The 13,347-nt window shown below is 64.2% G+C and carries 13 protein-coding genes and 1 tRNA gene; 11 read left to right on the top strand and 3 right to left on the bottom strand.

The window, feature by feature from the left end:
- From VGQ44_04060 to VGQ44_04030, 7 genes are all read left to right on the top strand, one after another.
- A partial coding sequence (locus VGQ44_04060; GenBank protein HEV8445962.1) for an HRDC domain-containing protein occupies window positions 1-1,296 on the top strand: 1,296 nt, incomplete at its 5' end.
- An 11-nt stretch (window positions 1,297-1,307) separates the two neighbouring features.
- Window positions 1,308-2,543 (top strand): acyl-CoA dehydrogenase family protein, encoded by a 1,236-nt coding sequence (locus tag VGQ44_04055; protein HEV8445961.1) that lies wholly within the window; start codon window positions 1,308-1,310, stop codon window positions 2,541-2,543.
- Window positions 2,544-2,989: 446 nt separating this feature from the next.
- A complete protein-coding gene (locus tag VGQ44_04050) occupies window positions 2,990-4,558 on the top strand; it encodes an Rne/Rng family ribonuclease (GenBank protein ID HEV8445960.1) in 1,569 nt (522 codons plus the stop codon).
- Between the two features lie 108 nt (window positions 4,559-4,666).
- Window positions 4,667-5,113, top strand: a complete 447-nt coding sequence (locus VGQ44_04045; protein ID HEV8445959.1) for a four helix bundle protein — start codon at window positions 4,667-4,669, stop codon at window positions 5,111-5,113.
- Window positions 5,114-5,179: 66 nt separating this feature from the next.
- Window positions 5,180-5,497, top strand: a complete 318-nt coding sequence (gene rplU / locus VGQ44_04040) for a 50S ribosomal protein L21 (GenBank protein ID HEV8445958.1) — start codon at window positions 5,180-5,182, stop codon at window positions 5,495-5,497.
- Window positions 5,498-5,508: 11 nt separating this feature from the next.
- Window positions 5,509-5,784, top strand: coding sequence for a 50S ribosomal protein L27 (rpmA, locus tag VGQ44_04035; protein ID HEV8445957.1), 276 nt, complete (start codon window positions 5,509-5,511; stop codon window positions 5,782-5,784).
- A 45-nt stretch (window positions 5,785-5,829) separates the two neighbouring features.
- Window positions 5,830-6,153, top strand: a complete 324-nt coding sequence (locus VGQ44_04030; protein HEV8445956.1) for a hypothetical protein — start codon at window positions 5,830-5,832, stop codon at window positions 6,151-6,153.
- A gap of 46 nt (window positions 6,154-6,199) precedes the next feature.
- Here VGQ44_04030 and VGQ44_04025 read toward each other — a convergent pair whose 3' ends face one another.
- A complete protein-coding gene (locus VGQ44_04025) occupies window positions 6,200-6,898 on the bottom strand; it encodes a glycerophosphodiester phosphodiesterase (GenBank protein ID HEV8445955.1) in 699 nt (232 codons plus the stop codon).
- A 147-nt stretch (window positions 6,899-7,045) separates the two neighbouring features.
- On the opposite strand from VGQ44_04025, the gene VGQ44_04020 reads away from it, so the two are divergent.
- The 4 genes from VGQ44_04020 to VGQ44_04005 all read left to right on the top strand — a co-directional run bounded on the left by VGQ44_04020 (window position 7,046) and on the right by VGQ44_04005 (window position 9,085).
- Window positions 7,046-7,624 carry an RNA polymerase sigma factor gene (locus VGQ44_04020; GenBank protein HEV8445954.1) on the top strand — a complete coding sequence of 193 codons (579 nt, stop codon included), beginning with the start codon at window positions 7,046-7,048 and terminating at the stop codon, window positions 7,622-7,624.
- Entirely contained in the window at window positions 7,617-8,339 is a 723-nt protein-coding gene (locus VGQ44_04015; GenBank protein HEV8445953.1) for a zf-HC2 domain-containing protein, read from the top strand. Before VGQ44_04020 ends, VGQ44_04015 begins: the two co-directional genes overlap by 8 nt.
- A gap of 10 nt (window positions 8,340-8,349) precedes the next feature.
- Window positions 8,350-8,967 (top strand): hypothetical protein, encoded by a 618-nt coding sequence (locus VGQ44_04010; GenBank protein ID HEV8445952.1) that lies wholly within the window; start codon window positions 8,350-8,352, stop codon window positions 8,965-8,967.
- Between the two features lie 34 nt (window positions 8,968-9,001).
- Window positions 9,002-9,085 (top strand) — tRNA-Leu (locus tag VGQ44_04005).
- Window positions 9,086-9,090: 5 nt separating this feature from the next.
- Here the strand turns inward: VGQ44_04005 and VGQ44_04000 are convergent.
- Window positions 9,091-10,341 (bottom strand): tyrosine-type recombinase/integrase, encoded by a 1,251-nt coding sequence (locus tag VGQ44_04000; protein ID HEV8445951.1) that lies wholly within the window; start codon window positions 10,339-10,341, stop codon window positions 9,091-9,093.
- 1,127 nt (window positions 10,342-11,468) lie between these two features.
- On the bottom strand, window positions 11,469-13,347 hold a 1,879-nt coding region (locus VGQ44_03995; GenBank protein HEV8445950.1), incomplete at its 5' end, for a DUF5906 domain-containing protein.

The following is a 13,347-nucleotide window of genomic DNA, read 5'->3' as shown; positions in this document are numbered from 1 at the left end:
TCGGCCACCGCCTACCATGCGGGCCTCGACGATGCGCATCGGCACGAGGTGCAGGACAGCTTCATGAACGAGGACGTCCGTGCCATTGTGGCGACGAACGCCTTCGGCATGGGGATCGACAAGCCTAACGTGCGGCTCGTCGTCCATCACGCCATGCCCGGTACCCTTGAGGCGTATTACCAGGAGGCCGGCCGAGCGGGGCGCGATGGACTCCACTCGGAGTGTGTGCTCCTCCACGCTTTTCCGGACCGCTTCACGCACGAGTTCTTCATCAAGGGCGCGTATCCGGAACGCGCCCTCGTCGAAGAGGTGTACGAGCTGCTGCGTCGCAACTCCGATGCGACCGGCACCGTCGACGCCGCGCCGGCCGATCTGGCGACGCGCCTCAAGACCAAAGCCGGTGAACGAGACGTCGAATCCGCGCTGAGGATTCTCGCGCAGGGCGGCGCCTATCGAGTCGAAGCGGAGTCGGGCGCGCGTGTGTTCGTACGGTTTCTCGCGACGCCGGAACGCATCAAGCGTGAGCTGGACCCCGGCTCGGCGTCGATGGAGCTAGGACTGTTGCGCGCGATGTGGCGGGTCGCCGGCGCCGCGCTCAACGAGGGCGCGCCGATCGACCTCGACGGACTTCCACCCGGATTCGGCGGCGGCTCGGGCGCGATGCCGATTCTCGACGCGCTCCAGTCGCGCCAGTTCTTGATGTGGAAGCGCGCGGGCTCGGGTGCATCGCTCGCCGCGCCCAAAAAGCCGCTCACGGCGTTTCGCATCGACTGGGCGACGATCGACCGCCGCCGCAAAGCGGATCTCCAGAAACTCGACATGATGCAGCAGTACGCGTACACCAAGGGGTGTCGCCGAGGACTCGTGCTGCGCTACTTCGGCGACCCGGCCGCGCGCGCCAGGTGCGCCGGCTGCGACAACTGCATGGGCACGAAGGTCATCGTCGAGTCCGGCGCGGCGCCGAGTCTGCGCGGAGGCGCCGACCGCAGGACCAAGCAACGTTCGGCGGATCGATCCCGCGAAACGTCCAGCCCCGACGAAGCCCCGACCCTTTCAGGCGCGGACGAGGCCCTCTTGGCCCGGCTCCGCGACCTCCGCCGCACGATTTCGCGGGAAGAACAAGTCCCCGCCTATGTAGTTTTCCCGGATAGGACCTTGGCCGAAATCGCCGTCCGGCGTCCGGCGGACGCGAGCGCGATGGCAAAGATTCGCGGCGTGGGTCCGGTCAAACTCGAGCGATACGGGGAACGATTCCTCGACATCGTTCGTTCGTCCGACGACACCGAAGCCGCTTAGCAAAGCCCGTCATGGATGACTCGCTGTATTTCTCCGAGCAGCACCTGGCGACTCGCGAAATGGTGCGCCAGTTCGCGCGCGATGAGGTCGCGCCGATCGCCGCCAAGTACGACGCGACCGCAAAGTTCCCCTGGGAAAGCATCCGCAAGATGGGAGAGCTGGGGTTGCTCGGCGTGCCGTGGCCGGAGGATTTGGGCGGGGCGGGGCTCGACATCCTGAGCTTCATGATCGTGATCCACGAGGTGGGCAAAGTGGACGCATCTCACGCGCTCACGATCTCCGCCCACACCACGCTCGGCACGTCGCCGATCGTGAAGTTCGGAACGCCCGAGCAGAAGCGTCGTTACGTACCGTTTCTCGCGTCGGGCAAGGTCATGGGCGGATTCGGACTCACCGAGCCCGAAGCCGGGAGCGATGCGGGCGGCACGCGCACGACCGCCGTTCGACGAGGCAACTGCTATCTGCTGAACGGCGTGAAGCGATTCATCACGCACGGCAGCGTCGGTGAGATCTTCGTCGTCACCGCCGTCACGGACCGCTCGGCTGGAACGCGCGGCATCAGCTCGTTCATCCTCACGAAGGAAACGTCGGATCTCGACGAGACCGCGAAGGTCGGTGTCGGACACGAGCCGTCGCTGATTCCGATGCCCGGCTTCCGCGCCGGCAAGAAGGAGGACAAGCTCGGCTGGCGCGCATCGGACACCGCCGAGTTGATCATGGAAGACGTCGAGGTTCCGATCGAGAACCGGCTCGGCGCCGAGAGCGAAGGCTTCATCAACTTCATGAAGACGCTCGACAACGGCCGAATCGGCATCGCCGCGCTGTCGCTCGGCATCGCGGAGGGAGCGCTGGAGCAGGCGACGCACTACACGAGCGTCCGCAAGCAGTTCGGCCAGCCGATCGTGAACTTCCAGGGCGTCCATTTCCAGCTCGCCGACATGGCGACCGAAATCGAGGCGGGAAAGCACCTGATGTACCACGCGGCCTGGCTCGCTCAGAACGGCAAGCCGTTCGGTAAGGAAGCGGCGATGGCGAAGCTCTTCTGCTCCGAGCTGGCGATGCGTGCGACGATCGCCGCGGTTCAGCTGCACGGCGGTTACGGGTACACGAAGGACTATCCGATCGAGCGGTTCATGCGCGACGCGAAGATCTGCGAGATCGGCGAGGGCACGTCGGAGATTCAGCGCATCGTCATCGCGCGGCAGCTGCTCCGCGAAACGCTCGGCGAGGCCGCGCCCGCCTTTTAGATCTGCGCGCTCGACTCTCTAACTTGTTGCGAAAACGGGAGTTCGCCGTTTACATTCCAGAACGGTGATATCTGTCGCGCTTTCTCCTGCGCTCGTTCCGTTCCGCGACTCGAAGCGGACGATGCGCATCCCGCGCCAGTCGGCGGCCAACGCGTCCTTGGCTCGTCTGCTGGCGTTCGTCCTGTTTCCGGTCCGTGGCCTAATTCGTTGGGCCGATCGCACATCCCTCCGCACCACGCTGAACGAGCCGGCCGCCGCTGCGCGTCCGGACACGGCGCACACGCCTCAGCCGGAGTCGATGTGGACGATCACCCGGAAAGCTCGGACATCCCATCCACGAGACGTCGCGTACGCCACACGGGCGACGCGGCACTCACCCCACAATTCGAAACGCCATCGCGCCGGTTCTGCCGAGTCGCCGGAACCTGGATCCGCGATGGGCACTGATGAAAAGAGAGATTTTGATCAACGCCAATCCGCGAGAAACGCGAGTTGCCATCCTCGAGGACGACCAGCTCGTTGAACTTCTGGTCGATCGCCCCGAAGCCCGCCGAATGGTCGGCGACATCTACCTCGGGCGCGTCGAAGCAGTACTACCGGGAATCCAAGCCGCCTTCGTCGACATAGGGACGGAGAAGAGCGCGTTTTTGCACGCGTCGGATTTGGTCTATCCCGACGCCGGCGGCGATGACGACGAAGACGAAGACGACGATTCGGACGACGAAGCCGAGACGCCCCGCGGAGGCGGTGGCCGCCGTCGTCACGAAACAGCACCCGCCATCCAGAACGTCCTCAAGCGCGGCCAGACGCTGATCGTCCAGGTCTCGAAAGAGCCGATCTCGACGAAAGGCCCGCGGGTCACGGCGCAGGTTTCCCTCGCCGGACGATTTCTGGTGTTCATGCCCTCCGCGGATCGCGTCGGCGTGAGCCGCAAGATCGGCGATCGCGAAACGCGAAAGCGGCTGCGATCGCAGGTCGAGGAAGTGCTGCCGAAGGACGCGGGAGGTGTCATCGTCCGCACCGTCGGCGAAGACGTCACCAAAGAGACGCTCGAACGCGAGCTGACGACGCTCATCGGGAACTGGAAGAAGATCAAGCGCAAGACGACGTTCGTGCGAGCGCCGGCGCTCGTGCACCGCGAGACGAGTCTCACGCGCGGACTGATGCGCGACGTCTTCAGCACGAAGGTCGAGCAGGTGACGGTGGACTCGAAGCAGGTCCACAACGAGATCCTGGAGTACCTGAAGGGAATCGCTCCGGAGCTCGTGGACCGCGTGAAGCTGTACGAGGATCAGACGCCGCTTTTCGACAAGGCGAACATCGAGCAGGAGCTTCGCGACCTGTTCAAGCGCCGCTGCGATCTTCCGTCGGGCGGGTACCTGATCATCGAGCCGACGGAAGCCTTGGTGTCGATCGACGTCAACTCGGGGCGATACACCGGCAAGAAGGATCCGGAAAAGACGATTCTCCGAACGAACCTCGAGGCCGCGCGCGAGGTGGCCCGCCAAGCGCGTCTGCGAGACTTGGGCGGCATCATCGTCTGCGACTTCATCGACATGGAGACGAAGTCGAGTCGCGACAAGGTGCTCCAGGAGCTCCGCGCGCACCTCGGCCGCGACCGCGCGCGCACGAAGGCGTTCGCCGTGAGCGACCTCGGACTGATCGAGATGACGCGGCAGCGCGTCCGCCAGAGTCACCTGCAGAACATGACCGACCCGTGCCCAACCTGTCACGGCACCGGCCGCGTCTTCACCGCCGAAACCATTGCCCGCCGCGTCGAACGCTCCGTCCGCCGCATCGGGCTCGAGGGACGCAAGGACCACCTGGTGATCCGACTTCACCCCGACGTCGCCATGTACGTGCTGGAGAACGAGCGAGACCTGCTCAAGCGGCTGGAAAAGGCCGTCGGCTTCGGGCTGGAGTTCCGCGACGACCCCCTGCTGAGGCCGGACGAGTTCAAGCTGGTGGTGAAGTCGGCGGGGAGGGACGTGACTGGGCAATATGCGGTCGCTTAGAGCGGCGACCGCAGTCGCGGGGTAATGGTGGGATCGGGAATGAAATGATGATGCGGTCTCCGGTCTCTGGTCACAGGTATCCGGAACTACCTAACGGCCAGGGATCAGATGACGGAGCGAGTGAGATCGTTCAAGGATTTGCGGGTGTGGCAGCAGGCACTGATCCTCGTCGACGCCTGCTATTCAATCACCAAGCGCTTCCCGAGTGATGAGCGGTTCGGGTTAGTCAGCCAGATCAGGCGCTCGGCCGTATCCATACCGACGAACATCGCCGAGGGACACGGGCGAACTGGCGCCCGCGAGTATCTCCGATTTCTGTCGATCGCTCGCGGCTCACTCCGCGAACTCGAGACGCTGTTACTCATCGCTTGCAGACAGGAGTTGCTCGCGACTGCCACACAGGTTGAGCTTCTCCGGCAAATCGACGATATCGCGCGGATGCTTCACGGGCTGACGCGCCGAATCGCGGCATCGACGCGCTCTGGAACGCCGACCGTCTCCAATCGACCGCCATCTCCGCCTGTTTCGCGCGATCCGGAAACCGGTGACCGGTGACCGGTGACTGAGTTGACACAACCAACGGCATTATCTAGCTTTACAGGCTCACCAGTTCCCAGATACATGGCCTACGCAATCATCAGAACCGGCGGCAAGCAGTTCCGTGTCGAACCCGGCCGCACCTACAAGATCCCCTCCCTCGAAGGCGAGGCGGGGGGCGCGATCGAATTCAACGACGTCCTTCTCGGTAACGACGGGAAGGCGGTGAAGACCGGCGTTCCTGCGCTCAAGGGCGCGAGCGTCACTGGCGAGATCGTTCGACACGGTCGCGGCGAGAAGATCGTCGTGTTCAAGCAGAAGCGCCGAAAGAACTACGCGCGCAAGCGCGGTCATCGTCAGGGATTCACCGAAGTTCGCATCAACGCCATCTCGCTCGGCTAGGGGAGCTCGCAATGGCACACAAGAAAGGCGTCGGCTCCTCGAGAAACGGCCGAGATTCCAATCCGAAGTACCGCGGCATCAAGAAGTACGGTGGCGAGCGCGTGAGCGCGGGGAACATCATCGTGCGGCAGTGCGGCACGAAGTGGCATCCCGGCAACAACGTCGGCCTCGGCACTGACTTCACGATCTTTGCGCTCATCGACGGCGTGGTGAAGTTCGAGCACAAGAGCCGGGCGCGGTACAAGGTTAGCGTATATCCCGCCACGGGCGACGCGTCGGTAGCGTAGGCCGGTGACCGGACCGGTCACCGGTGACCGGAAAGCGAGGTAGGAATGGCATTGCTCGACCGGCTGCGCCAGGAGCTGGATCGCGCGGGGCGCTCGGCGCAGCGCGCGCTCGATGAGGGACGGCTGCGCCTCGAACTGTACCGCGCGCGCCAGTCCGTCGATCGGTTCGCGCAGCGATTCGGTTACGCGGTCTACAATGCGCGCAAAGCCGGCGGTGAGTTGCCCGCCGACGATTACACCGCGCACATGAACAACATCACGGCCGCGGAATCCGAAGTCACGCGCCTCGAGACGCTCGTCGCCGAGGCCGCGAAAGGACGCAGAGAGCTGCTGAATCCCACGCCGGCGCCCCCGCCTTCGGGGCCCTAACAAAGCCGCGCACTAGACTGGATCCTCGCGTATCCAGTTTCAGAGATCAGCTTTGCGCCAACGGCCCCAACTCGAGGCCATCGAGTAGTCGGACGTCGTCCGTGCATATGCCGTCGACGCCGAGTCCGGCGAGCCGCCGCGCTTCCGTGGCGTCATTCACCGTCCAGGCGATCGTTCGCGCACCAAGGGCGCGCGTTCGCGCGACGAGGGCGGCGTCGATGAGCGAGTAGTGCGGCCAGACGTCGCGCGCGCCGATACGCCGGACCTCGACGTCCAGCTGTTCGGCGTTTCCTTCGAACAGGATGCCGCGCGGGACGTCTGGCGCGATGCTCTTGAAGCGCTCGATCGTGTCGTGGTCGAACGAATGCACAGCACAGTGGGCGGATGACCGCCCGATCACGTCGGCCACGGCCAGCTCGATCTGGAGGCCCTTGATCTCGACGTACACCGTCGCGCTCGCCGGAACCATGGCGAGAACTTCCGCGAGCGTCGGGATGGAAATCTGCGTCAGCAGGCGACTTGCGTCGACTTCCTGCCACGTCATCTCAGCGATCGCGCGACGCGGAATGCTGACCGGGAGCGCCAGGTCGGGGTCATGGTGAACGACGACGACCCCATCACACGTGGCGTGGACATCCAACTCGATGGCGTTCGCTCCCCGCTCGAACGCCCGCCCAAATGCGGCGAGCGTGTTCTCGGGAAGCTCGATGCGGGCGCCGCGATGGGCGATTCGTTCGATTGCCATTGTTCGTCTACTAGGAAACACCAGCCCGGCAGGCTTTGTTCGCCTCAGCCCGTCGAGGCCCGTCCCGAGCCGGGGACAGTCGCCAGCGAACCCTGCCGATCTGGACCTTAACGGCGCAAGGCCTGTGACGTCTACCGTTTGAACCGAATGAGCGACGCGGCGCGCGACGGCGGCCAGGACACCCGGAGAGACGCCGATGAGGGGCTGGACTCAGAGCTCATCGCTCGTTGGAAATCCGGTGACGAACGTGCGGCCAGCGCGTTGGTCGCTCGGCACGCGTCGGCGCTCGCTCGGTTCGCGGTGGCCTCGGGAGAACGAAACGAGGTCGACGAGTTGGTGCAAGACACGTTCGTGCGAGCGTTCAACTCGCTCGATGGTTTTCGAGGAGAGAGCTCGTTTCGCACGTGGCTGTTCACGATCGAGCGGCGTTTGCTGGTGGACCGGCGCCGGTCGGAAAAACGACGGCGAGACCGCGTCGAGATTCAGGAAGACGATGCGTCCACGGAGTACGATGCGCTCGACGGCGTGGTGGCGACGGAAACGGAGCGGCGGATGCGGAAGGCGGTGAGCCGGCTGTCGCCGACGCAGAAGGAGGTTTTTACGCTTCGGGTAGCGGAAGGGTTGTCGTACAAGGAGATTGCCGCGGCTGTCGGGACCACCGAAGGCGCGGCGCGGGTGCATTACCACAACGCGATGCGCGCTGTGAAGGAGTTTCTCGATGAGTGATTGTCCAAACGCCGACGTCCGGGACCTGTTGCCGGATCTGTTGCACGAGCGGCTCGACGCGCGTACCCGCGCGCGAGTCGTCGCGCACGTCGATGGCTGCGCGGACTGTCGCTCGGAGCTCGAGCTGCTGCGGTCCTTGCGGGGCTCGTTGGATCGCGAGACACCACGCGTCGACGTGGATCGCATTGTCGCGGCGCTGCCGAAGCCCGGCGCGGTTCGCCCAATGGAGCGGCGGCGCGGCTGGGGTGGGCGCGTCTTGAGCGATTGGCGCATCGCCGCGGCGGTGACGTTCATCGTCGCCGGCGGAACGTCGTTGGCGGTGATGCGCAACGCACGCGATGGCGGACGCGATTCAGCAACCACGCCGGCGGTGGGTCAGGTAAAGAGTGCCGCGACCGAATCGACCACGAACGTGCCGCCGTTGGTTCCGAGCGGCGGCGTTCGCTCGCCGGCACCAAACGCAACGAGGGCGTCCGTACCGGTCCAGCCGCGGCCTGTGAAACCGTCGGCTCCGGCGGTGCGGGACCGCGAGGAGATGGCATCGACCGACGACCAAGCGAGCGCTTTGACGAACAACCGGATCGGCGATCTCAACGAGCGACAGCTCAAATCGTTGCTCGACGCGATCGAGCACATGGACGCGACGCCGATCACCGAGCCGGAGCCGGTGACATTGCGTGTCGGCGGCCGAACGACGTCGCCGACGGGATTGTGAGAGTGGCCACGTGAGAACGATCGGACGTTTGCTGGTGATCGCATCGCTATCGGGAGTGGCGCTGATGCCGGCCGCCGGTTTCGCACAGGGCGGCGGCGGACGCGCCGTGCTCCCGCCGCCGCGTCGTCCGCGCGCCGCGCTGAAGGCCGAGCGTCAAGCCGAACGTCGTGACTCCGCGCAGCCGCCCGCCGAGCGCGTGGCGTTGCAGCGGCGCGTGCGTCAGGCGTGGATGGTCGCCGTGCGCAAGCAGCTCAATCTCAACGACCAGCAGATGCGCACGCTCAACCAGGTGAACTCGAAGTACGAGCGTCAGCGCGCCGACATTCAGCGCGACGAGCGGCAGGCGCGGCTCGGTCTCAGAGCGGCGATGCAAGACACAACCGGCATCGACCAAAACGCCGTCATCGAGCAGCACATGAATGTGCTGGTGCAGGCCCAGCGACGCCGCGCCGATCTATTCGAGGCCGAGCAGAAGGAGCTCGGCGGGTTTCTGACGCCGCTCCAGCGCGCGCGGTACACGGCCTTGCAGGAGCGTTTGACGCAGAACCTCCAGAAGCTCCGGCAGAATCAGCCGAACGCGCCCCCCCCCGATGGCCCGCCTCCGCCGGAGAATCCGGCCGAACGTTGAGAGGGCTTGGAGCCGCGACTACATTCGAGTCCCGGCCCGGGTGGCGGAATTGGTAGACGCAGGGGACTCAAAATCCCCCGGCCTTCGGGCCTTGCGGGTTCGAGTCCCGCCTTGGGCATGTAGTTACATCGCAGCGAGTTGCGGCTGCTCCATCGAGACCGACGCGCCTGCGTCGGTTTCGTCTTTTGTGCCCGTTTTGTGCCCGTCGTGCAGGTTCGCGAGCTTCGCGACGCCTTCGGCGAGATCGCGCGCGGAGACGATAGCGTAGCGCCGGTAGATGCTCTCCGTTTTGTGTCCGACGAGCTTCATAGCAACAGACCGCGATACGCCGGCGCGCTCAAGATTGCGAACGGCGGTGCGCCGGAAGTCATGCGGGATCGGTCGCACGCGCTTGGCCTTGCCTGTCGCCGGGTCAATCTCAAGGCGTGCGACCAGCCCCGGCCGAACGAGCACGCGCGTACCGTTTTCTTCGCGATACGCCGCACGCTCGCATGCGGACGACCATGCGCCGCGAAAGTCCTTGATGGGCTTCCCGTGACGGTTAAACACGAAAGGGGTGATATGCCCCGCAGCCTTGGACTCATCGCGTAGCGATTGCAGCAGGCGCGCCAGTTCCGGCAGCGCGTGAATAGGCCACTCGCGGCCGTCGCGGTTCTTCGTTGTGCCGACTTCCCGGCGAACTATGCCGGCGTGCAAATCGACCTGTTCCCATCGCAGCGACAACACTTCGTCGGTGATGCGCCAGCCGGTCAGATACGCGAAGATGATCGGCGAGCGGAGATAAGGCGGTAACTCGGCCACCAGCGCCCGAAAGTCGTCTTCCTCGAAGAATCCCTTGCGGGCGTTGTCCAAGCGGATCATTGGAAACGCTGGCTTGCCGTGTAGTCGCCCCGCTCGAATCGCGAGCGCGAAGCCGCGCTTCAAGGCGGCCAGTTCGTTCGAGATCGTCGCCTGCGCGGCTCCCTCGTCCATGCGCGCCGCTACGTACTTCGTGACGCGGTCCGCAGTGATGTCCACGGCTCGGACATCGCCGAACGCCTTGCGAAGTCGTGCGAACGACCTAGCCGCTCGCAGCCAAGAGCGGTTCGAGTTCAGCCGGTAATCGTTCTCGACCAGCTTCACCAAATCCTCAAACTCGACTCGCTCGGCGTCGGGAGCGTGGCGCCCCGATTGAATTTCGGACAAGCGGCGACGTAACAAGCGCGTTGCATGACCCGGCTTGTCTGACCTGCTGCTCTCACGGTAGACCTTTCCGCGCACTGAATACTTGATCCACCACGCCTTCCCCCGCTGATAGATAGAACCTTCGCCCCGCTCGCGCTTCGCTTTCACGGCAACCTCCTTGCCCGCCTTGGGCGGTAGAGAACCGCTCATGCTGCGCGCGCGCCGGTATGTCGCGCAAGCCAGTGATTCAATTTGTTCTCGTCGAACCGCAGCGCGCGGCGCCCAACGTGAACGGTGAAGGGAAATCGTTTCGCGTTTCGGTACAGCGTCTGCTTGGTCATTCCGAGTCGCGTTGCCGCTTCGTCAGCCGTGAGCAGGCGGCCGGTTGCCGGCGGGGCGGTTGCCGAACTCGGGCCGATTGCACCTAGCTGCTGCATGAGCCAATCACTTGGGACAGGAACAGCCGTGCCGGGCGGAAGCGACGCGGCCAGCGTCCAGATTGCCTTCGACAGACTCTCGGGTGCGGGCTGTTCGTTTCGTACCAGTTTCACGTCTTGTCATGTTTCCGGGTCGTCCCTGTGAAGAAAAGCGCGGAAGGCATTGACCGGACCGCGCCGTGGGAAAAAAAAACAACGATGTTGCGGGGTCTCACATCGTGCTTTGGTGCGGTAGCAACGCGGCGGTCAGGCCGTTTCACTTCTCGTCGTTCGTGCCCTTCCGGTGAAAGACGCCCTGCATCGTGGCGACGACATGTTCGGCAACTCAGGCGCCGTCTGCGGCGGGGCTTGGTAGTTAAGCACCCGCGCGGCCATGAGGGTCGCGGCAATCTCCATCGACATGGCGGGTACCGGCGTCCTCGTATCGGGCGCCGAATCGGTGGGCGTGTCAGGGTGGTCGTTCGCTTGCGTCATGTGTTTGTGTTTCCTCGTGGGTCCTCCCGTGATACAACAGTGATATTCGAGAACAGGCGGTCAAGCGGTGCGGCGACTAGCGACGTGACGCCTTTCGGCGGATTAGATCGCGTGCGCGTCGTGCGGCGCGTGCATTTTCGGCGAGGACTGTTGGCCGGCGGCGTGGATGCAAGCCCGGTATTGGACGCAAGTAGTAATCGCCCGCTTCGACGTGCGCGCAGTGCGCCACCCGGTGTAGGCTGTCATTGCTGACGCGGCCGTGGGTGTGAAGCTCGCCACATATCGGACACCAAAGCATCCAGCGCGGGTGACCGTCCCGCGACTGCTCGGCCCAAGCCGGCGCGCGGACGGCAACTCCTAGGCTACCGCTTGGACGAACAAAAATGTCAATGACATACAGCGCCTCGACGCTTGTAGGCGCGGCGCTCATAAGGCACCCGCTGATACGATTTTCAGGTCAGGTGTGCTTTCGGGAATGTCCGTTCCCATTGCATCACACTCCCACCCGTCTCGCGGGCTCCACTCAACTGGTCCGCCCAATCGACGCTCGAATTCCCGACGCATCTGCGGCAGTGCGGGGAATTGATACAGGCGAGGGCGGCAGCCGATTCGGTTGGCTTTGGCGGGGCGACACTCGCCAACGCCGTGTTGCTGCAAGAGCGTCGTCAGTGACTTTCGGCTTGGCAGTCGTCGAGCGCCGGCCGCCTTGCATGCTTCGGCGTAGCTCGCGTAGAGCATGTCCCGGTCAACGAGGACAGCGCCCTCACGTTCAGCGCCCGGCAACGCACCGCCTTCGTCGAGCAAACCGTGAAACCAACGCAGGTCCGGGGCGAGGGAGTGTAGCGCCTGCTCACTGTGTTCCGGCGTTACGAACGGACGGCGGATGAGGTTCCAATCGACCTCGACGTTCAGTAAGCAATTGAGGAATGCCGCACAGCCGCCCTCATCGAACATCTGTTGATGCACAGCCGCGAAATACTCCTCGCGGCCGGGCATGCCCGACGCATATTTGTCACTGACTTTCACCACTGTGTAACGCCGGTCGCCGGTTTCGACCGGAACGAAAGCCGCCTCGTTGCTCGATATGAGCAGACGAACGCAACTCTGCACGGCATAGGAATCCAAACCTTTGGGTTCAATTCTGAGGGTCAGCGTCGTTATCAAGTATTTTAGCAAACTTCTAACGCGCGGATCGCCGGCAAATATCGCTTCCTCAAGGTGGACGAGTACGGCGCCCTGAAGCGCAGCATTAAACGGCCCTGTGAGCTGTCGGTCGTTACCGATGCTCACGTAGAGCTGACCGAGAATGCGCGCCATGACTCGGCCCACGATGTCTTTCCCGGCGCCCTGCGGACCTAGTAGCGCGAGCACAGTCCCCGGTATTCTCTCAGGATGCTGTACCATCGCCGCAAGCCAATGCACGATCCACTGGAAGAGTGCTTCGTCGCCATTAGCCACGATCTCTCGCAAATGGCGCTCAAACAGAGTCCATAAGCCGTTCGCTGACGGCTTCAGCGCCAAGCCGGGAAAGGTATTGAAGGCCGGCAAGTCGTCGCCGTTTGGCACGAAGCTCAAGGGCGGCAGCGTCGGGTCAAACACCAGTTTGCTAATGGTCCGCCGCCCGGCCGAGGCCAGCCAAAGCGGAGCAAGCGGCTTCGGGGCATTCTCGCCGGGCACTAGCACTCTCGCATTGCCGACGAGCGTCCCCCACTTGTTTCGCTTCAAGATGACGTAGCCACTCGGCGTGATACAGAGAATGTCGCCGCTCAGAAGGACAGCAAAACGAGCGTTGAACGCGTCGAACCCTTCGCCCACCGAGGCATACGTGCGCGCCCACGGCGCTGTGACCGGGGCCGGCTCCGCCCCCTCGACCAAATCGAAGACATACCCCGCGTCATTGAAGCCATGCTGTCGTGCTAACTCCGCGAGATACGACCAGCCCACAGATGACTTGCCCGTCATGCGCCGGAAGTCTTCGCGCGCCAGCTCGGGCGGTGTGACGCCGCCGTCCCACTTCGCCGCCCACTCCACGAACAGCTCGCAGCCGTCTTCCTCGTTGTCCTGCCCTGCTGCGGCCTTGATGGCGTAGCCGACTTTGAGATAGTCGTCACGCCCCGGAAACTGAACGTCGAGATTCGGAATCGACGCGACACATTCCCGCAAAGCATCAAGGCTCGGCGCCAGCAACGCGCGCTGATCGCCTGCTGTGTGCGTGACTCGGCGGCCGTCGCCCTCACGCTCGATGGTGCCGACGCCGGCCTGCTCGACCAGCGTTTGCAGCGTATCGAGGAACGCACGCACGCGC

This window comes from Gemmatimonadaceae bacterium (assembly GCA_036003045.1).
Lineage (GTDB): Bacteria > Gemmatimonadota > Gemmatimonadetes > Gemmatimonadales > Gemmatimonadaceae > JAQBQB01.
This window is presented reverse-complemented; position numbering and strand designations above follow the sequence as displayed.

Excerpts from the sequence above, each read along its gene's own strand:
- rplU (HEV8445958.1), top strand. The coding sequence starts at position 5,180 with ATGGCCTACGCAATCATCAGAACCGGCGGCAAGCAGTTCCGTGTCGAA.
- VGQ44_04000 (HEV8445951.1), bottom strand. The coding sequence starts at position 10,341 with ATGAGCGGTTCTCTACCGCCCAAGGCGGGCAAGGAGGTTGCCGTGAAA.
- VGQ44_04045 (HEV8445959.1), top strand. The coding sequence starts at position 4,667 with ATGACGGAGCGAGTGAGATCGTTCAAGGATTTGCGGGTGTGGCAGCAG.
- VGQ44_04050 (HEV8445960.1), top strand. The coding sequence starts at position 2,990 with ATGAAAAGAGAGATTTTGATCAACGCCAATCCGCGAGAAACGCGAGTT.
- VGQ44_04015 (HEV8445953.1), top strand. The coding sequence starts at position 7,617 with ATGAGTGATTGTCCAAACGCCGACGTCCGGGACCTGTTGCCGGATCTG.
- VGQ44_04030 (HEV8445956.1), top strand. The coding sequence starts at position 5,830 with ATGGCATTGCTCGACCGGCTGCGCCAGGAGCTGGATCGCGCGGGGCGC.
- VGQ44_04020 (HEV8445954.1), top strand. The coding sequence starts at position 7,046 with ATGAGCGACGCGGCGCGCGACGGCGGCCAGGACACCCGGAGAGACGCC.
- VGQ44_04025 (HEV8445955.1), bottom strand. The coding sequence starts at position 6,898 with ATGGCAATCGAACGAATCGCCCATCGCGGCGCCCGCATCGAGCTTCCC.
- rpmA (HEV8445957.1), top strand. The coding sequence starts at position 5,509 with ATGGCACACAAGAAAGGCGTCGGCTCCTCGAGAAACGGCCGAGATTCC.
- VGQ44_04055 (HEV8445961.1), top strand. The coding sequence starts at position 1,308 with ATGGATGACTCGCTGTATTTCTCCGAGCAGCACCTGGCGACTCGCGAA.